Genomic DNA, 19,091 nt, shown 5'->3' with positions numbered 1-19,091 from the left:
CGTGCGTTCCGCGGTCAGCCGCGGCCGGCGGACGCGGGCGGCGATCCCGCGGGGCTGCCGGTCCAGGGCAGGAACGGAGTTCCGGCGAGTGCGGTGCCCAAGGCCAGCAGCACTCCGGCGGAGCCGGAGGCGAGGTCCGCGGACAGGCGCAGCAACTGGTCGCCCGGGAAGGCGAGATGGCCGCGGTAGGTGATCTGGTGGAGGGCGAGGAGCCGACGGTGCCGGTCGAGGACCGCGTCGGCCGTTCCGGCGGGGTCCGGCGCGGTGGGCCGGGTCACCGCCAGGTATCCGAGAAGCCCCGCCCGTCCGTTGAACAGTCCGGGCTGGATGATGAATTCGGGTTCGGCCGCGCGCCGGATGGGCGCGGTGGAGGCAGCCGCCGCGATGTCGGGCCGGTGTGCGGTGAGGGCGGCCAGCGCGAGGCCGATCCCGGCGCTGCCCGTCTCGATGTACGGGAGCACCCGCCGTCCGTCGACGACCTGCAGGGTGCCGTCCGCGACGGTCGCGCACCGGTCGAGGTCCAGTTCCAGCAGGGCTTCCGCACGGTGGAGCAGGGTGTCGTCGCCGGTGTGCTCGTACAGGCGGACCAGCGCGAGGGCGGGTCCCGCGGCGCCGGCCAGCAGACCGGCGCGTCGGCTGTTGTCCGCCGTGCCGGCCTTCTCCAGGGTGTCCGCGGCGTGCTCGGCGTGGGTGCGGGCTTCGTCGACGAACCGGTAATCGCCGGTGGCGTCGGCGAAGTGCAGCAGGGTCAGGGCGATGCCCGCGTCTCCGGTGCCCAGAGACGGGCCCGCGTCGTTCTCGGAAGCCTCGGTGGCGCGTGCGAGGAGTGCGAGCGCGGCGGCACGTTCCCCGAGCAGGTCGAGGGCGTAGGCGACACCGTGCCCGCCGAAGTACAGGCCGGGGCGGACGGGTCGGCTGCGCGCCGCACGGACGAGCCACCGCACGTGCGCGGGGTCGATCGCGGCCCCGGTGGCATGCAAGGCGTACAGGACGCCGGCCGCCCCGTGCGCGAGTCCGAGCCCGCCGTGTGTGAACTGGGCGACGTCGCCCGGGAAGAGCCGGTCGACGCGCTCGGGTGTCGCCATCGCCGCGATGCCTTCGGCCAGCGAATCGCGGATCCGCGGCCAGTCGGCGTCCGGCGCGGACAGCAGGGCCTTCGCCTCGGCGCGGCGCTGCCCCAGCTCCGGCCGCGCCATGCGGCCGTCCGTCGGTGCGGCGCCCAGCAGCGCGCGGATGTCGTCGGCGTACCCGGGCGGCACGGGGAAGCGCCGTTCGAGCGCGTCGGCGAGCTCGGCGGCCTTCCCCGGGTCGAGGGCCGGAAGCTGCGCGAGCGGGAAGAACAGCCACAGCCGCAGGGCGGCCAAGCCGTACCGGTCGACGTGTGTCCCGGTGTACCCGGGAGGTGCGGTGAATCCGGCCGCACCCAGCGCCGGACGCAGGAAGTCACTGACCGGGCTGGCGAGTTCGAAGTCGATGAAGCAGATGTCACCGTCCGGGCGGACGATCAGGTTGCGCGGATGCAGGTCCCCGAAGACCACCCCGCGGGCGTGGATGGCCTCCAAGGTCCGCTCGACGCGCTCCACGATGCCGAGGGCTTCGCGGGTGTACGCGGCGACCGCGGCTTCGTCGGCGTCCGGGTGGATCAGCGGGTAGCGCGAGGTGAGCCACTCGGTGAGCGCGCCCCCTTCGACGAACTCCTGTACCAGGAAGTGGTGTTCCCAGGCCTTCAGCAGGCCGTGCACGGCCGGGACGCCGGGCAGGCCGGCCACCTTGGACAGCATGTCGTGCTCCTGCCGCAGGCGCGTGACCGCGTCGACGCCCCGCTGGTCCAGGCCCGCGTGCGGGCGCGCCTCCTTCAGGACCACCTGGGGCCCGCCGTCGCGCCCGCGAGCCAGGTAGACCCCGCCCGCGTTCGAGAAGTGCAGGACCTGCTCGACCGTGTAGGGCAGTCCGGAGTCGCTCTGCGTAGCCCGTTCGGCGACCGCGGAGGCGATGGCCGCGGGGACCGGGGCCCAGGGCGGGACGGAGAATCCCGCGCCGCGAACGTCCGGAACGAGTCGGCCGTCCGGCTCCTCGAGGGCGAGCACCCGGTCGCCGGCCTCGTTGCGGCAGTACCGCTCGGCGAAGCCGCCGTACCGCAGGTACAGCGGGCCTTCACCCCAGCGCAGGTCGCTGAGGATGTACGGGCCGCGCCGCCCGGCAAGGCGGCGCCCGAGCACGTCGAGGCACTTCGCCAATTCCGCGTCGTCCGCCGGGTACAGCGTGCAGAACTTGCCGCTGGCACTGCGGGGCGCGTACTTGGAATTCTGCACTTGGAGGATGGGAAGACCGCGCAGGAATTTGAAGGTCATGCGCTCGTGCAGGCAGTAGTCGTAGACCTCGGCCAGCACCGCCTCGGCGTCCTCCGCGCACGACGAGACGTGGATCTTCCACCCCTGCGACGGAAGTTCGACGCCCTCGGGGCGCACCACCGCCCATATCTCCAGGTCACCCCGCTCCCAGCCGGCCGGCAGCGGCGCGCCTACGGCGGCGAATTCCTCGGGCGCGCCCCAGCGCCGCGGGGAGTCGTAGAAGAGCGGATCGGCATACGCGTAGGCCTCGTAGCGGTTGTCCACCGGAACCCTCCTCGGGAGCGAGGCGTGTGCGGGTGTGCGGGTGAAACTGCGGTGGGCCCAATAGGGCGGCCCGGCCGGCGCATTCTGACGGGTCGTCACAATGCGGCCTGCGTTCAGAAGATGGTGTGACGATATGAATTCTTGGGCGCGGCGCGATTGGCGACAACGGCGCACGGTGGTATTTCCCGCCGGCATGGCACGACAACGATGCGCCGAACCGGTTGGTGTGCGCCGTTGCCAAAGCCTTGCACGGCATGGTATTTCCGTCGAACACCCAAGCGATGCCGCGTCACATATTGACGCACCCGGGTCCGGTGAAATGACGCATTGGAATCACTGTCGGATCAAAACCGAGCCGCCCGATCGCGATCGATCCGGCAATGCGGCGCGCGGAAACGCCGCCTCGCCCGCGGCGGCTGCGTGGACGGCTCCGGACGCTCGGGGCGTGAACGACACGCGGAACGGCCGCCCATCCACAGCGCCCCTCCCGGCACGACAAGGACGGGACTGTAGCAACGCCCGCCGACGCCTCCGCTCCATCCAGAACCTCACCCACCCGAACAGGGGGCTTTACAGACAGAGCTACCGGCTCTACACGAAGCTCAACATGCCGAAACTGTTGTCCCGAAGCGCAGCGGAGGTCACCCCCACAGCCAGCCCGTCGCGACGTCGGCGAAGGCGCCTTCCTCGCTTGCTGCGTACACCGGGCGCGTCTCCTTGTGGAACCGGAGGGTTACACCGGTGACGGGTAGGGGGCGTTCTCCGGGCACGGTCATGACCGTGCCGGCAGGCATCTCGAACTTCCCAGTCCCCCAGGCACTTCCCCAGGGCGAGACCTCTGTCTCCTCGTGCCAGGCCAACTCGGCACGCAGACCCGCGAAGGTCGCGATCGGGTTCTGTCCGCCGTCGTGGAAGACCGCACGGTCACTGCCGTCGTGGATCTCCTGCCACTCCCGCTCGTCGAGAACGGCGGCGTCAAGGGGCTGGGTGAACTCCTGATGGGACAGGACGGCCACGTCGCGGCCCCAGGTGTCCGGACCGGTGGAACGAACGTGCAGGATCCGCATGTTCCGCAGGTACGCGGCTTGAACGGCACCCTCGGCCGGTTCGCGACGCGAGCACAGGAAAGCGGCGGGCCGCCCCTCGAAAGCCGTCACTCCCACGCCGGACGCCAGGCTCTCCACGCGCACGACGTCCTCGACGGTGACCGCGTCGTCAAGCGACCCCGCCTCGATGAGCGCCACCACCAGGCCGTCTTGATCGTCGGCGCGGGCCACCAACGCGGACCCGTCCGACGATGTCTCGATCTGCCAGATGTCGTCCTCCTCGATCAACGCTCCGGCCAGCGCATCGAGGAACTGCCGACGCCTTGCGTGCTCGGTTTCGGTCACGACCGGTGAGCGTAGACCCGCGGTCCCACGCATGCCGACGTACCTCGTCACGCCTTGGCGACGGAGCGTGCGCCCCACGCACCGGGAGGACTAGGCAGGTTCGGACGGCCGTGCAAGGCGTTCGAACAGGTCGGTCAGGCCTGGAGCCGTCTCCACGGGTGGCCAGCCGCCGGATGCTTCGGCGAAGACGTACACGTAGCCGTAGGTGGGCCCCGGACGGTGGTCGACGAACGCGATGCCGCGGTCGTTGTCGGCCGCAAACGGCACCCAGTAGCCGATATGGGCTTCGGCGTCGTCGGCGTCGGTCGTGTCCGGGTAAGCCGCAGGGTCCGCGGGGAAGTCCTCCTTCGCTTCCTCGGCCAGGTCGCGGATGATCCCGTCGTAGTGCCGTCGGATGCCGGCGACGTCGATGAGACGCAGTCCGAACGGGAGGAACTCCGCTCGGACGCGCCCGCCCTCCCCACCGAGCGGGTCGTGGCGGCCGTCGTACTGCCGGAGGAGCGTCCGGAGTTCGGGGTGGAGGGGGAATCCGAGACGGAGTTCGAGTGAGGCGGCTTCCGCCGCGGTGACGGGTGGCGGCAGCGCGGCCCGATCGTCCGACGAGGTTGCGGCACCGCTGTCTTCGTATCGGCTCCACGCACGGCGGAAGGCGTCGGCCAGGGCTTGCATGCGCACAGAGTAGAGGGCCACGGAGACCCACCGAGGACGCCGGTCGGCCGCCCATACCCACGCGGGTGCCCGCGTCCACACAGTCAGGACTCGCGGTCTCGCCGGCGGCTGCCGGCGCGGCTCCAAGCCGCTTCCAAGTCCCCTCCAGGGAGGCCCGTCGAAGCTTCTTCCCATGGCGCACACGAACACCGCAAAGGCGCCCCGCACGACAGCACGCCGCATGCGGACCGTACGCCGGGCCGGCTGAGTGGCGTCAGCCCCGTCCCCGCCGTCCACCCCGGCACCCCATCACCCCCGAGGAGTCCCCGACATGTCCCTGAAGCGTCTCGCCACCATCCTCTCCGTCGTCGGCGGCCTGTTCATCTTCTACGTCGGCATCAGCTACCTCCTCGCCCCGCAATCCACCGCGTCCGGCTTCGGCCTTCCGACCTGGCCCACCGACGAGGGGACAGGGTTCCTGGCCGTCAAAGGCGTCCGCGACATCGGCTCCGGACTGGTGATCTTCACCCTCCTGCTGACCGGACACCGCCGCGCACTGGCCTGGGTGATGCTTGCCACGGCCTTCGTCCCCCTGGGGGACATGACCGTCGTCCTCACCCACCACGGTTCGACCGCGACCGCACTCGGCGTCCACGGCGCAACCGCCGCCGCCGTCCTGCTCACCGCCGCGCTGCTCCTCCGCGAGCCCACGAACGCGGCAACTCCCCCGGCCGGCGAGTCGACGACGTACTCCGTTCCGATGACCGCACCGGCCCTCCGCGCGGTCGCCCACACGGACTGAAGCCCAATCCGGCCCGGCACCTCGACGCGCCGGCGGGGAGCGCACGGTGCGTCTCGTGAGCGAACTGCGCACGCGGTGGCGTCTGCTCCCGGCGGCCGACCGGAGGTGGCTCGTCGAGGCGTGGCCGCAGTGTGCTCCGGGCGGACCTGCCATCCCCGAGGTGCCGGCTCCGGAGCGACGGCGTCTCGACCTGTGGATCACCCGCGACCCGCTATTCGCTCCCGCGCACTGAACATCCGCCCCGCACCACCCAGTGCCCCTCGCCAACGCCGACGGCCTCGCCCCCGTGCACAGGCACGGGGGCGAGGCCGTCGCGGTCCCGAAGAAGGGCCGATCAATGCGTCGTGAGTGCCGCCGGCTCGGTGTCCGGCGTCGACGCCGAGGGCGTTCCGGCCGACGGGCGGTGCGTGCCGCGGGCGCGGCGGATGCCGTAGGCGGCCAAGACCACCGCGAGGCTGCCGATGCTGGTGAACAGCTGGGTCCGCTGGTCGTCGATGACGGCCATCGCGACGAGCACGCCCAGGAAGCCCAGGATGACGACCCACGTCAGGTACGGGTACAGCCACATCTTCAGCGTCAGCCGCTCGGGTGCCTCGCGTTCGAGCTTGCGGCGCATGCGCAGCTGCGAGGCGCCGATGAGCAGGTACATGAAGATGGCGATCGCCCCGGAGGAGTTGACCAGGTAGGTGAAGACCTTGTCGGGCGACAGGTAGGCCAGCAGGACGGAGATCCAGCCGACGGCGGTGCCGGCCAGGATCGCCCGCGCCGGGACGTTCCGCCGGTTGGTGGCGACCAGCCAGCGGGGGGCGTCGCCGTGCTCGGCCAGGGCGAAGACCATACGGGAGGACACGTACACCGACGAGTTGAGGACGCTCAGGACGGCGGTGAGGATCACGATGTCCATGACCGTGCCGATGCCGTCGACGCCGATGGTGTTCAGCGCGGCGACGTACGGGCTCTTGAGCACCTCGGCGCCGTCCCACGGGACGATCGTGACGACGAGGAAGATCGACCCGACGTAGAACAGGATGATCCGCCAGATGATGCCGGTGGTCGCGCGGGCCACCGAGCGCTCGGGCTCCTTGCTCTCGGCCGCGGCGATGGTGACGATTTCGGCGCCGCCGAAGGCGAAGATGACCACGACGATGGCGGAGAAGATCGACGTGAAGCCGTTGGGGGCGAAGCCGCCGTGGCTGGTCAGGTTCGAGAAGTCGAACGACGCGCCGGGCCATGCGCCGACGACGAACAGCGTGCCGACGACGAGGAACGCGATGATCGCGGCGACCTTGATGGACGAGAACCAGAACTCGAACTCGCCGAAGGACTTGACCGACAGCAGGTTGGTCGCGGTCATGACGAACATCAGGCCCATGGCCAGCAGCCACAGCGGCGCGTCGATCCACGCGTGCAGGATCGCGGCTCCGGCGACCGCTTCCACGGCCACGATGATCACGTAGTAGTACCAGTACAGCCAGCCGATGGTGAAGCCGGCCCACGGGCCTATCGCCGTCCGGGCGTAGTCGGAGAACGACCCCGACGACGGCTTCGCGACGACCATTTCGCCGAGCATCCGCATCGTGCACAGCACGAGCGCGCCGGCCAGGCAGTACGACACGATCGCGGCCGGTCCGGCGGTCTTGATCACCGAGCCGCTGCCGACGAACAGCCCTGCGCCGATGGCGCCGCCGATCGCGATCATCGACATGTGCCGGTTGCGCAGCGACCGGCTCAGTTGCGGGGTGTCCGCCTGCCCGCCGCTGCGGGGCGTCGGGGGGCTCGTCGGCGAGTGGCTCATGGGAACTCCTGGCGTGATGCGGGGCCTCGGGACCGGGCCGTAGGCGGAGACGGAGACCGCGGGGGACGCGGGGGACGCGGCACGCAACGACTCGGAGGCGTGTCGCCCCGCCTGAGCGGGCGGAGGATCCCGGGACGGCCGGCCGGTGCGACGCCGTCGGGCGGCGCGGGCGGCAAGGCCGAGTGGGACCCGACGGCCGGTCCCGGGGAGGCCGCGATGGGGTGGGTATCAGGGAGTGCGCGAGAACGCAGGCTCAGAGCACGGCTCGACGCACGGGGTCGAAGCACGGGTCAAGGCACATGCCGGCACGGGTCCGCGGGCCCGGCGAACCGGCGGTGCGTCCCCGGCGGCCAGGCGGGTGCGGGCAGCCGCCAACGGCGGACGACCAGGGCGGAACTCATGTCCATTCCGCCTCCCGGCCGCCGCCGATCACCCAGGTCAGCGCGCGGAAGTGACGCAGTGCGCTGCGCGCGTCGGGGGCGTCGAACGACACCGTCCGCGGCCCGTCGAGCCGCACGCCGGGCATCGCCGAGGCGCGGTCGGCCAGGTAGGGGCTGTCCACGTCGACCGCGACGGTCCGCGGCCCCGAGCCGACGGGACCCGACGTCGCACCCCGACCCGCTGCCTCTTCCGGCAACCCGGCGTGACCCAGGGGAAGCTCGGACAACGCCGCCTCGGCCACGGCGCGGATGTCGGCGGCGGTCGCCGCGGGCGGGCGGCAGATCGCGGCGTGGCGGCTGAGCGCGGTCTTGACCGCGACGGTCCGCGCCCCGGGTGCCCAGTCGGCCGACGCCGCGCAGGTCAGGTCGTCGCCGGTGACGAGCACGACGGGCACGCCCGCTTCCGCAGCGACGAGTGCGTTGAACCGGCCTTCGTCGGTGGGGACTCCGTCGACGCGCACGGCCAGAATGCTGTGCGAGAGGTAGGTGTGCGCGAGAACGCCCTGCTCCCCCGCGCCGGTGTGGTAGCCGACGAACGCGACGGCGTCCACGCCCAGTTCGATGCCCTGCATCATGCCGAGCGGCTTGTGCCGGCCGACGATCAGATTCGCCCGCGGGTCGAGGTCTTCGAGGAGGACGTTGTCCATCCCGCAGTGCGCGTCGTTGACCAGTACCTCGTCGGCGCCCGCGGCGGTGAAGCCGGCCACGGCGGCGTTGACGTCGCCGGTCAGCATCCGGCGGAAGCGCTCGTAGCGGGGTGTGCCGGAGGTGACGTCGGCGGGCAGCACGGTGCCCGTCGCGCCTTCCATGTCGGCCGAGATCAGGACGCGCATGCCGGGACCTCCTTCGGCGGTTCCGCACCGTCCGCGGCACGGACCGGGACGGAATCGGGCGTGGACGCGGCGGCGGCTTCCGCGGCGAGGCCGACGAGCGAATCCGCGTACTGCGCGCCGGATTCGGCCACGATCTCGGCGAGGGTCTGGGCCTCCCGCACGAGGGCGAAGCGGACCTCGCCGTCGGTGCCGTCGTCCCGGGTACGGAAGCCGTACACCGCCGGGCGCGGCAGCGAGTTGTAGGCGAAGTGCGAGGAGAAGTAGTAGGCGCCCGTGTCGTACAGGGCGACGACGTCGTCGGGGGCGAGCAGCGGCAGTTCACGGGCCTGCGCGGTCAGGTCGCCGGCGAAGCAGCACGGTCCGGCGACGTCCTGCACCACCGCGGGTCCGGACTTCGGGGCGCCGTCCGCGTCGAACACGCCGACGCGCAGCGGCCAGGACGCGGGCATGAACACGGTGCGCGACGCCACCTGCGCGCCGGCGTGGGTGATGGCGATGGGCCGACCGCCCGCGGACTTGGTGTATTCGACGCGGGTGAGGATCAGGCCGTGCTTGGCCAGCAGCGAGCGCCCGAATTCGGTGACGAGGGCGTAGCGGCCGTCGAACAGGCCCGGCACGTCCTCGCGCAGCCGCGCGACGTAGTCGCCGTACGTGGGGGACATCTCGTCGCCCGCGAAGTTGACCGGCAGGCCTCCGCCGATGTCGAGGCTGTCGATCTGCCGCCGCCCGGCCGCGGCGTTGATCCGCTCGGCCAAGTCGTAGGCGGCGCGTATCCCCGCGGCGATGAGGGGCAGCGGGCAGCCCTGGGAGCCGACGTGCGCGTGCAGGCGGGTCAGCCACGGGCGCGCCGCGAACGCCTCGACCACGGCGTCTTCGGCGCCCGGGTCGCGCAGGGCGATCCCGAACTTCGAGGTGTCGGTGGCGGTGCTCATCGCACCGATCGATCCGGCGCCGACCTGGGGGTTGACCCGTAGGCCGACGGGTCCGGCGGGGGTGCGCCGGTCGTCGGGGCGGGCGGCGAGGAGGGCGTCGACGCGCTCCAGTTCCTGCCAGTTGTCGAGGTTGACGGCGATGCCGCGGTCGAGGGCGAGGCGCAGTTCGCCGGTGGTCTTGGCCGGGCTGTCGAACACCAGCCGGTCCGGGGTGAAGCCGGCCGCGAGGGCCTGCTCGAGTTCGCCGGGGCTGGCGACCTCGCAGCCCATGCCGGCGTCGGCGAGGAGGCGCAGCACCGGGACGAGGCCGCACGCCTTCGCGGCGAACGTGTGCAAGACGGGGGCGGGTGTGTCGAAGGCGGCGTGCAGCCCGGCGACCGTGCCGCGGATGCCGTCGACGTCGAGCAGTCCGACCACCGGGGCGGGCGCGTCCAGCAGCCCGGCGCGGACCGCGCCGCGCACCGCCCGGTCGAGCACCGCGCGGCGCCCGGCGCCGGGGCCGCCGGGGGCGGCGGGATGCGGCGTCGCGGAGTGGCCGGAAATCACAGAGAACACCTCGGCTCTGTCGGCGGTCCTTCGGCGGGGGCGGCGCGCGGCCGTGCGCTGGGCACGGTGCCGGGTGCGCGGCCCGCGTGCGGGCGGGACCGGTGGCGGGTCTGCGGCGGGGGCTCTGGACCGTCCCCACTGCCGCGTACTCGAGAAGAATGGGCTCGGCGCTGCCGGTGCGTCTTCATCCGATTGCACCAAGTAGGCTGGAGCCCGTTGGCCGATCCGACAATCGACGGTCATGTGGGCCGGTCGCGGTTCCCGGGGCTGTTTCCAAGGCCCCCAGGGCCGCCCCCGGCGGCGTCGCGGGCCGCGAGGCGCAGCCCGATGTCGGCGAGCAGCCGGGCCGCCGGGTCGGACAGGTCGAGGCCGAACAGGTCGCGGATGCGGCGCAGCCGGTAGCGCAGGGTGTTGGGGTGCACGGTCAGCGCGGCGGCGGCTGTGCCGACGTCGCCGAAGGCCGCCAGGTACGCGGACAGGGTGGTGCCGAATGCGGTGCCGTGTTCGGCATCGTGCGCGAGCATGCGGTGCACCGGTCCGTCGGCGGTCTCCCGCCACACGGGTTCGACCCGGTCGAGGACCTGCAGCAGGGCGGCTTCCACCGCGACGTCGTCCTGGCCGGCGACGGCGCTCGCGGCGGGATCCGACCGTTCCGCGAGGACGCGCAGCACCAGGTCGGCGGACGCTCGCGACGCCGCGAGCCCGGCCGCCCCGGTTTCCGCACGGCCGACCGCGACGTGGACGGCTCCCGGGGGCACCGTCCGTGCGGTGGCCGCGAGTTCGCGGGCGATCGCGGCGACGGCGCGCGGCCGCTCCGGATCCGCGGGCACGACCAGGTACATGCGGCCGCCGGTCTGCGCCGACAGGGCCGGGCCCGCGTCGGCGGACGTGCGCAGTGCCGCGGCTTGCAGGGCGAGGACGTCGAGCAGCCGGTGCCAGGCCGTGCCGTCGGCGGCGGCCTCGGTGCCGGGCGGGGCGGCGACGGCCAGCACGGCGTAGTGCCGCGCGTCGTCCAGGCCGAGGGCCGGGTCGCGGTCCGCGGTTGCGGTCCGGCCGGTGAGCACACCGAGAAGGGCCTCCTCGTGGCGGCGGGCGCTGAGGCGGGTGTGGGCGCGGTGCTGGATGAGGTGCGGTACGGCGGCGCGGGCGGCGGCCCGCAGTGCGGCGCGGGCGCCCTCGGCGAGCGGCCGTCCGTCCGCCGCGGCGGCCCACAGGGAGCCGAGGACGTCGTCGCCGACCCGGACGGCGACCGCGAGGCGCTCCGCGAATTCGCCGTCGGCGGGCCGGTGGACTACGTCGTACGACGTCCACAGTTCGCGGAAGAACCCGCTCTCGCGCAATTGGGCGACCCGCCATTCGGGCACGCGCTGGCCGAGGATGGTCAGCTGCCGCAGCGGGTCCGCGCCGCTGTCGGTGCGCGAGTAGGCGAGCACCCGTGAGCGGGTGTCCTCGATGGTGATCGCGCCGCCGACGAGGTCGGCAAGGACGTTGGCGAGCGCGGGCAGGTCGCCGAGCCGGACGTGCTCCAGTCCCTGCCGGGCACCGGGGGCCTCCGCCGTCTCGGGGTCGTCGCGGCCGACCTGGTCGGCGTAGGAGACACCGGCGCGCAGCAGCGCGAGGAGTTCGGTCCAGTCGGTGCCGGGGCCGCGGGTGAGCAGGGCCGTTCCCACGCCGCGTGCGGTCTCGGTCAGGGCGCGGGTCGGGGGCAGGGCGCCGCGGCGCATGACGACGGCGGCGGCGCCGGCCCGGTCGGCGGCCAGCAGGACGTCCGGGGCGGCGGCCTCGGCGACGTCCACGCCGACCGCGAGCAGCAGCAGACCGCGCGCGGGCAGGGCCGCGGACGCGGCGTCGGGGGCGGCCTCCCAGGTCGGCTCCCCCGCGTCGTACAGCGCCACGCCGCGCACCGGCGTGCCGAGGCCGTGCGGGGCGCGCACCACGTCGAGCACACCGCCGCCGACGAGGTCGAGGACGCGGCCGAGCGTGGGAGGGCCCGGCTCGCCGGGTCCTGTGGCGTGCCGCGGGCCTCCCGGTTCCGGGCTCGGAACGGGCGTCGGCGGCGCGGCGTGCTCGGCCGGCTCCGGAGAGTCGGGCCGGCGGGGCGTCCCGGCGGACGGCTCGGGCGATGGCTGACGGGGGCGCATCACTCCATGATCGGACATCCGCGGCACGTCTCACGGCGGCAGGCGGACGGCGACCCCGCCCCGACGGCGGCCGCCGCCCGACCGCCCGGAACCGACGGCGCGGGCTTCGGCTCGCCGGACTGCCGCCCCGGTCGGACGGTCAGTCCCCCGCGGTCCCGAACACGCGCAGCAGATCGGCCGCCACGCTCACGGCAATGGTCGCGGGCTCCTTGCCGGCGATGTCGGGCAGCCCGATCGGGGTCTTGATCCGGTCGATGACGACGTCGTCGTGCCCCCCTTCCGTGGACAGGCGTTTGCGGAACCGCGCCCACTTGGCCGACGACCCGATCAGCCCGATGGATCCGAGATGGGTCGTGCGCAGGGCCGCGTCGCACAGAGCCGCGTCCTCGGCGTGGTCGTGGGTCATGATCAGGACGTGGGTGCCGCGCGGCAGGTGCGCCAGCACTTCCTCGGGCAGCAGCGGCGTGTGATGGACGTGCAGCGCCGCCACCGCGTCCGCCAGCACGTCGAGCCGCTCGTCGGTGAGCATGTCGGCCCGGCTGTCGATCAGATGCAGGTCGAGGTGGTGCCGTGCCAGGATGCGCGCCAACTCCAGGCCGACGTGCCCGACCCCGAAGATCGCCACCGCCTGGGTCACGGGCAGCGGTTCGAGCAGCACCACGACCGTGCCGCCGCAGCACTGGACACCGTGCCGGTCGACCGCTTTGTCGTTCAGGGCGAAATCCCTCAGCTCCGGCTCGGACACGGACGCGGCGATCATCTCCCGGGCCCGGTCGATCGCGACGGCCTCGATGTTGCCGCCGCCGATCGAGCCCCACGTGCCGGCCCGCCCCACGACGAGTTTCGCCCCGGCGTCGCGCGGGGCGTGGCCGCGGACGGACGCGACGGTCACGAGCACGCCGGGCTCCCGGCGTTCCCGCAGCCCCGCGACCGCCGCGACCCACGTGCTGTCAGGCACCGCTCAGCGCTTCCGCGTCGGCGCCGACCCGGCCGTTGCGGGCGTTCCCACGCACCGCGTGGCCGTTGCCGGCCGCGTCGTTGCCGGCCGCGTCCTTGTCGGGCACCCCGGCCCGGCGGGCCGCCTGGACCGCCCAAAACACCGCCTCCGGCGTCGCGGGCGCGGCCAGCTCGACGCTCGCCCCGCCCGGCCCGAACGCGGCGGCCGCCTGGCGCAGCGCCTCGCGCACGCAGAACGCCAGCATCAGCGGAGGCTCGCCCACCGCCTTGGACCCGTAGACCGCGCCCTCTTCGGTGGCGTTCTCCATCAGCGTGACGTTGAACTCCTCGGGCATCTCCGAGAAGCTCGGCAGCTTGTACGTGCTCGCGGCCTGGGTCAGCAGCCGACCGCGGCGCGGCCCGTCCCCGGTGTCCCAGCGCAGATCCTCAAGTGTCAGCCAGCCCGCGCCCTGCACGAAGCCGCCCTCGACCTGGCCGATGTCGATCATCGGCGACAGGCTGTCGCCGACATCGTGCACGATGTCGACCCGCCGGATGCGGTACGCGCCGGTGAAGCCGTCCACCTCCACCTCGGCCGCGGCGGCGCCGTAGGCGAAGTACTTGAACGGCGAGCCCCGGAACGTCTTCGCGTCCCAGTGCAGGCCTTCGGTGCGGTAGAACCCGGATGCGGAGAGCTGGACGCGCTGGAAGTAGGCGGTGCGCACGAGGTCGTCCCAAGCGAGCTCCGTCTCGCTGCCCAGGGCGCGGGCGACGCCCTCGGTGATGCGCACATCCGCGGCGTTGGTGCCCAGCCGGCTCGCCGCCACCTGCAGCAGTCGCGCGCGCAGCTGCTCGCAGGCGTTCTTCACCGCCGCCCCGTTCAGGTCGGCTCCCGAACTTGCGGCGGTGGCCGAGGTGTTGGGGACCTTGTCGGTCCGTGTCGGGGCCAGCCGCACCTTGTGCAGCGGGATACCGAGCGTGGTCGCGGCGACCTGCAGCATCTTGGTGTGCAGGCCTTGGCCCATTTCGGTGCCGCCGTGGTTGATCAGGACGGAGCCGTCCTTGTAGATCAGCACCAGCGCCCCGGCCTGGTTGAAGGCGGTGAGGTTGAACGAGATGCCGAACTTGACGCCGGTGATCGCCAGCGCCCGCTTGGTGTGCGGGTGCGCCGCGTTGAAGGCGGCGATCGCGCGCGTGCGGTCGGCGATGGTGCCGTTGTCCTCGACCTGCTGCCAGACCGCGGCGATGCGTCCCGCCTGGGCGACGGTCTGCCCGTACGGCGTCGTCTGCCCCAGGCCCGGCCGGTAGAAGTTGCGCTTGCGCAGTTCCGCCGGGTCCAGGCCGAGCAGCGGCGCGCACCGGCCCAGGATGTCCTCGATCACCAGCATGCCCTGGGGGCCGCCGAAGCCGCGGAAGGCGGTGTTGGAGACCTTGTTGGTCTTGGCGATGCGGCCGGCGACGCGCGCGTTCGGGATCCAGTAGGTGTTGTCGATGTGGCACAGCGCGCGGGCCACCACCGGCTCCGACAGGTCGAGGCTCCAGCCGCCGTCCGCGGTCAGGGTGGCGTCGAGGGCCTGGATGCGGCCGTCGGCGTCGAAGCCGATCTTCCATGCGGCGTGGAAGCCGTGGCGCTTGCCGGACATGGTCAGGTCCTGGGTCCGGCTGAGCCGCACCCGGACCGGCCGGCCGGTCAGCTTGGCGCCGAGCGCGGCGACGGCCGCGAAGCCGTGCGGCTGCATCTCCTTGCCGCCGAAACCGCCGCCCATCCGCAGGCACTGCACGGTCACCTCGTGGCTGTACAGACCGAGGACGTGAGCGACGATCTCCTGTGTCTCCGAGGGGTGTTGGGTGCTGCTTTGGACGAACACCTGCTCGGCCTCGTCGACGAGGGCCAGCGCGGCGTGCGTCTCCAGGTAGAAGTGCTCCTGGTCGGAGAACTGGAACTCGCCCGTGAACACGTGCGCGGAGTCCGCGAATCCGGCGTCGACGTCGCCGGTCGTCATCAGGGGCCGGGCGCCGTGGAAGCTCTCGGCCTCGATCGCCTCGCGCAGCGTGACGACGGAAGGCAGTTCGTCCAGCTCGACCTCGACGGCCGCGGCGCCGAGCCGGGCCGCTTCCAGGGTCTCGCCGAGCACCCAGGCGACCGCGTGGCCGTGGAACATGACCTCGTCGGGGAACAGCGGCTCGTCGTGCTTCATGCCGGCGTCGTTGACGCCGGGCACATCGGCACCGGTCAGCACCCGGACCACCCCGGGCACGGCGAGCGCGGGCTCGGTGCGCAGGCCCGTGATCCGGCCGTGGGCCTTCATGACCTGGACGGGGTAGGCATGCAGCACGTCCTTGGTGCGGTGCACCAGGTCGTCGGTGTAGAGCGCGGCGCCGGTGACGTGCAGGACGGCGCTCTCGTGCGGCATCGACACCCCGACGGCGGGTTTGTCGGGACGCTCGGACAGATGGCTCATGCCGCCACCTCGCTACGCTCGGCGGCCGCATTCGCCCAGCGCATCCTCTTGTTGATTCGCTCGCTTCGCTCGCTCATGACGACACCGCCTCGGTGGTCTGCGCGTACAGCTTGAGCAGGCTCTGGCCGAGCATCGCGGAGCGGTAGCCGGCACTGGCGCGGTGGTCGCTCATCGGCGTGCCCTCGGCCCGCAGCAGCCGGGCCGCGGCCTCGACGGTCTCCGCCGACCAGGCCCGGCCCTCCAGGGCCGCTTCGGCGGCGAAGGCGCGGATCGGGGTGGCGGCCACGCCGCCCAGGCCGATGCGTGCCTTGCGGACGATCCCGTCCTCGAGATCGAGCGCGAAGGCGACGGCCACGCTGGAGATGTCGTCGAAGCGCCGCTTGGCGATCTTGTGGAAGGCGGTTACCCGCGCGAGCGGCAGCGGGATCCGCACCGCGCGGATCAGCTCGCCGGGGCGGCGCACGCTCTGCCGGTAGCCGGTGAAGTAGTCCGCCAGGGGGACTTCGCGCTCGCCGTCGGCGTCGACGAGCACCACCGACGCCTCCAGGGCGAGCAGCACCGGCGGGCTGTCGCCGATCGGCGAACCGGTACCCAGGTTGCCGCCGAGGGTCGCGCTGTTGCGGATAAGCCGGGACGCGAACTGCGGGAACAGCTCGGCCAGCAGGGGCACGCGGCCGTCGAGGCGGCGTTCGATCTCGGTGAGGGTCAGCGCCGCCCCGATCTCCAGGCAGTGGGACTCGACGCGCAGTTCCCGCAGTTCGGCGAGCCGGTCGAGGGCGATCACGCAATCGGCCCGGCGGGAGCGGATGTTCACCTCCACCCCCCAGTCGGTCGAACCGGCGACCAGCACCGCGTCCGGGAGCTCGCGCAGCAACTCAAGTGTCTCGGACAGAGTTTCCTTCCGCACGAAGGTGCTGCCGCCCTGGGTGTACTCGGTGGCGACCGGCCGGGGCGGTGCCTGTTCGCGGCGCCGCGCCAGCGGGTCGTCCTCGACGGGCATGCCGACGGCGAACGCGGCGTCGCGGATCGGGCGGTAGCCGGTGCAGCGGCACAGGTTTCCGCTCAGCGCGTGCAGGTCGAACCCGTTGGGGCCGTGCTCGGCCGTGTGGCCGACGGAGGCGTCCGCGCGAGCGCAGCGTCCCGGGCGGTAATACTCGGCGGCCATGCTGCAGACGAACCCCGGTGTGCAGTAACCGCATTGGGAGCCGCCACGGACCGCCATCCCCTCCTGCACCGGGTGCAGGAGGGGCGGCGTCCCGGGTCGACCGGCGGTCGCGAGGCCTTCGGAGGTGACGATCTCCTGGCCGTCGAGCGCCGCGACCGGGACCAGACAGGCGTTGACCGCGACCCAGTCGGTGGGCTTGTGCACGCCCGGACGCGCCACCAGGACCGAACAGGCTCCGCATTCACCCTCGGCGCAGCCCTCCTTGGTACCGGTGAGACCGCGTTCGCGCAGGTAGTCGAGCACCGTGGTGTGCGGCGCGGCCGGTGCGATCGGTGCTTCTTTCCCGTTGACCGTGATCCGCGCCGCTACCACGAGGAGCCCGCGATTCGGCAAGCGATCGGTCGATTCATCATGTTCGCCAATTCAGGCAGCCTTCTGCGTTCGGACGCGCCGCGGCACATGGGCGGGCGTGGCAACGGCACGCGGCAACGGCGTGCCAGGAGGGTGACGGCAGGCAATCCCGGAATGTGCCGCAGGCGGGCACGTCAGAGCGGCGTGCTCAGCAACCGTGGGCTATGCGGCCCGAGACCCAGACCGTGCTGCGGGCGAGGCGGCCCAGATCGGAGACGGTGTCCATCTGCCGGTCGCCTCCTTCGGTCGCCATGGGTCGGCTGTTGTCGAAAATTAATTGTCCGGCAGTCCCCTGGTCAAGAGGCCGACACCACGTGCGTAGCATCCTCCGATTCCGCGGGCTGTGCGGGCGCCGTTGCTGGGGAGATCTACGAAGACGGCCGGATCGGCCTCCGGCAGGTATGCGGCAGGCATCCGGTGTGCCGGCCGCGCGCTCCGGCGGCTTCCACGGTCGCCGACCCGAGATGACAGCCGTAGGCTCGAAGCGGATGCCGGTTGACGGGCATGCGGGGTCTCACGGCGATTGCGTGCCTGTGCAACACACGATGGGAAAGCCGATATGGACGCCATGTCCCCACGGCCCAAGGTCGTGATTATCGGAGGCGGCTTCGGAGGGCTGTTCGCCGCCCGCGCGCTGCGCCGCAGCCCCGTGGACGTCACGGTCGTCGACCGCGCCGGCCATCACCTGTTCCAGCCGTTGCTCTACCAGTGCGCCACCGGGATCCTGTCCGAAGGGCAGATCGCGGTGCCGCTGCGGGCTCTTTTCAAGCATCACCGCAACACCGAGGTGATCCTGGCGGAGGTCTTCGACTTCGATGTCGAGCGCCGCATTGTGTCCGCTCGGCGACCCGGCGGGGAACGTGTCGATCTGCCTTACGACCACCTGATCGTTGCCGCGGGCGTGCACCAATCCTATTTCGGGCACGACGAGTTCGCTCCGTTCGCCCCCGGCATGAAGAGCCTGGCGGACGCCCTCGCCATCCGGCGCCGCGTCTACGGGGCGTTCGAGCAGGCCGAGACCGAGCGGGACCCGGACGAGCGCCGACGCCTGCTCACCTTTGCCCTGGTGGGCGCGGGGCCGACCGGTGTCGAACTCGCCGGCCAACTGCGCGAACTGGCCACGCACACCCTCACGTCCGAGTTCCGGGCGATCGATCCCGCCGATGCCCGCGTGCTGCTGTTCGACGGCGGCGATGCCCCGTTGGCGGCCTTCGGGCCCAAACTGGCCGCCAAGGCCGCACACACCCTGGAGAAGCTGGGCGTCGAGCTGCACATGCACACGCTCGTCACCCATGTCGACGCCGAGGGACTGATCGCGCGGGACCAGGACGGTATCGAGACCCGGCACCGCGCGGGAACGGTCCTGTGGACCGCCGGGGTGCAAGCCCCCGCCCTCGCCCAGTCGTTGGCGAAAGCCACCGGTGCCCCGTGCGACCGGGCCGGGCGTATACGCGTGGGACCCGACCTCACCGTTCCCGGGCATCCCGAGATCACGGTCATCGGCGACCTGATGAGCCTGGACAAGCTGCCCGGTGTCGCGGAAGTCGCCATGCAGACCGGGCTCTACGCCGCGCACCGCATCAGGAGACTCGACGGCGGGAACGCGACAGCCAAGCCCTTCCGCTACCGCGATCTGGGCTCGGCCGCGTACATCTCCCGCGGCAAAGCCGTGGTCAGCGTGGGTCCCCTGCGCTTCGCCGGGCTGCCGGGCTGGTTGACCTGGTTGTTCATCCACATCGCGTTCCTCACCGGGTACCGCAACCGGGTGGGCGCGGTTCTGACCTGGGCTTTGGCGTTCAGCCGCGACGTCCGCCGCGAACGGGCGTTCCTCACCACGGGAATCGACCGGCGACGCGACCCGTACGCCCCGACCGCCGGCTCCCGGAGCGGCGAATCCCGGGGACCGGCCTCGGCACCGGGCGGGTGATCAGGAGCCGCCACCGCGCAGCACCCGCACGTCGATACGTGCCGCTC

The 19,091-nt window shown here is 72.4% G+C and carries 13 protein-coding genes; 3 read left to right on the top strand and 10 right to left on the bottom strand.

The genetic code is table 11. The features are described 5' to 3' along the window. Positions 1 to 14 precede the first annotated feature (14 nt). From lanKC to ABEA93_RS12705, 3 genes are all read right to left on the bottom strand, one after another. A complete protein-coding gene (gene lanKC / locus ABEA93_RS12715) occupies positions 15 to 2,615 on the bottom strand; it encodes a class III lanthionine synthetase LanKC (protein WP_345675568.1) in 2,601 nt (866 codons plus the stop codon). A gap of 641 nt (positions 2,616 to 3,256) precedes the next feature. Further along, positions 3,257 to 4,006: a hypothetical protein gene (locus ABEA93_RS12710; protein WP_345675567.1), complete on the bottom strand. Its 750-nt coding sequence runs from the start codon at positions 4,004 to 4,006 to the stop codon at positions 3,257 to 3,259. Positions 4,007 to 4,096: 90 nt separating this feature from the next. After that, positions 4,097 to 4,675 (bottom strand): SMI1/KNR4 family protein, encoded by a 579-nt coding sequence (locus tag ABEA93_RS12705; protein WP_345675566.1) that lies wholly within the window; start codon positions 4,673 to 4,675, stop codon positions 4,097 to 4,099. Positions 4,676 to 4,985: 310 nt separating this feature from the next. Between ABEA93_RS12705 and ABEA93_RS12700 the strand changes: the two genes are divergently transcribed. Together ABEA93_RS12700 and ABEA93_RS12695 are read left to right on the top strand one after the other, a co-directional pair. Then, positions 4,986 to 5,456 (top strand): DUF4267 domain-containing protein, encoded by a 471-nt coding sequence (locus ABEA93_RS12700; RefSeq protein WP_345675565.1) that lies wholly within the window; start codon positions 4,986 to 4,988, stop codon positions 5,454 to 5,456. Between the two features lie 55 nt (positions 5,457 to 5,511). Continuing rightward, positions 5,512 to 5,688, top strand: a complete 177-nt coding sequence (locus ABEA93_RS12695; protein ID WP_345675564.1) for a hypothetical protein — start codon at positions 5,512 to 5,514, stop codon at positions 5,686 to 5,688. A 102-nt stretch (positions 5,689 to 5,790) separates the two neighbouring features. Here the strand turns inward: ABEA93_RS12695 and ABEA93_RS12690 are convergent, their stop codons facing one another. The 7 genes from ABEA93_RS12690 to ABEA93_RS12660 all read right to left on the bottom strand — a co-directional run bounded on the left by ABEA93_RS12690 (position 5,791) and on the right by ABEA93_RS12660 (position 17,078). Beyond that, positions 5,791 to 7,251 (bottom strand): amino acid permease, encoded by a 1,461-nt coding sequence (locus ABEA93_RS12690; protein ID WP_345675563.1) that lies wholly within the window; start codon positions 7,249 to 7,251, stop codon positions 5,791 to 5,793. Between the two features lie 397 nt (positions 7,252 to 7,648). Continuing rightward, entirely contained in the window at positions 7,649 to 8,524 is an 876-nt protein-coding gene (locus ABEA93_RS12685) for a M55 family metallopeptidase (protein WP_345675562.1), read from the bottom strand. Next, positions 8,512 to 10,002 carry a type III PLP-dependent enzyme domain-containing protein gene (locus tag ABEA93_RS12680; protein ID WP_425584934.1) on the bottom strand — a complete coding sequence of 497 codons (1,491 nt, stop codon included), beginning with the start codon at positions 10,000 to 10,002 and terminating at the stop codon, positions 8,512 to 8,514. Before ABEA93_RS12680 ends, ABEA93_RS12685 begins: the two co-directional genes overlap by 13 nt. Positions 10,003 to 10,241: 239 nt before the next feature. After that, positions 10,242 to 12,143, bottom strand: a complete 1,902-nt coding sequence (locus ABEA93_RS12675; RefSeq protein WP_345675561.1) for a PucR family transcriptional regulator — start codon at positions 12,141 to 12,143, stop codon at positions 10,242 to 10,244. A gap of 139 nt (positions 12,144 to 12,282) precedes the next feature. Then, positions 12,283 to 13,101: a xanthine dehydrogenase accessory protein XdhC gene (gene xdhC, locus ABEA93_RS12670; protein ID WP_345675560.1), complete on the bottom strand. Its 819-nt coding sequence runs from the start codon at positions 13,099 to 13,101 to the stop codon at positions 12,283 to 12,285. Continuing rightward, positions 13,094 to 15,541 carry a xanthine dehydrogenase molybdopterin binding subunit gene (gene xdhB, locus ABEA93_RS12665; RefSeq protein ID WP_345675559.1) on the bottom strand — a complete coding sequence of 816 codons (2,448 nt, stop codon included), beginning with the start codon at positions 15,539 to 15,541 and terminating at the stop codon, positions 13,094 to 13,096. The genes xdhC and xdhB overlap by 8 nt, the downstream gene beginning before the upstream one ends. Positions 15,542 to 15,614: 73 nt before the next feature. Continuing rightward, positions 15,615 to 17,078, bottom strand: coding sequence for a xanthine dehydrogenase small subunit (locus ABEA93_RS12660; protein ID WP_345675771.1), 1,464 nt, complete (start codon positions 17,076 to 17,078; stop codon positions 15,615 to 15,617). A 598-nt stretch (positions 17,079 to 17,676) separates the two neighbouring features. Here ABEA93_RS12660 and ABEA93_RS12655 point away from each other — a divergent pair. Further along, complete coding sequence (locus tag ABEA93_RS12655) at positions 17,677 to 19,044, top strand: NAD(P)/FAD-dependent oxidoreductase (RefSeq protein WP_345675558.1); 1,368 nt, start codon at positions 17,677 to 17,679, stop codon at positions 19,042 to 19,044. Positions 19,045 to 19,091 lie beyond the last annotated feature (47 nt).

It is taken from the genome of Yinghuangia aomiensis, from assembly GCF_039542225.1.
Lineage (GTDB): Bacteria > Actinomycetota > Actinomycetes > Streptomycetales > Streptomycetaceae > Yinghuangia > Yinghuangia aomiensis.
The sequence above is the reverse complement of the archived record's forward strand: the minus strand, read 5'-3'. Positions and strand labels throughout refer to the sequence as shown.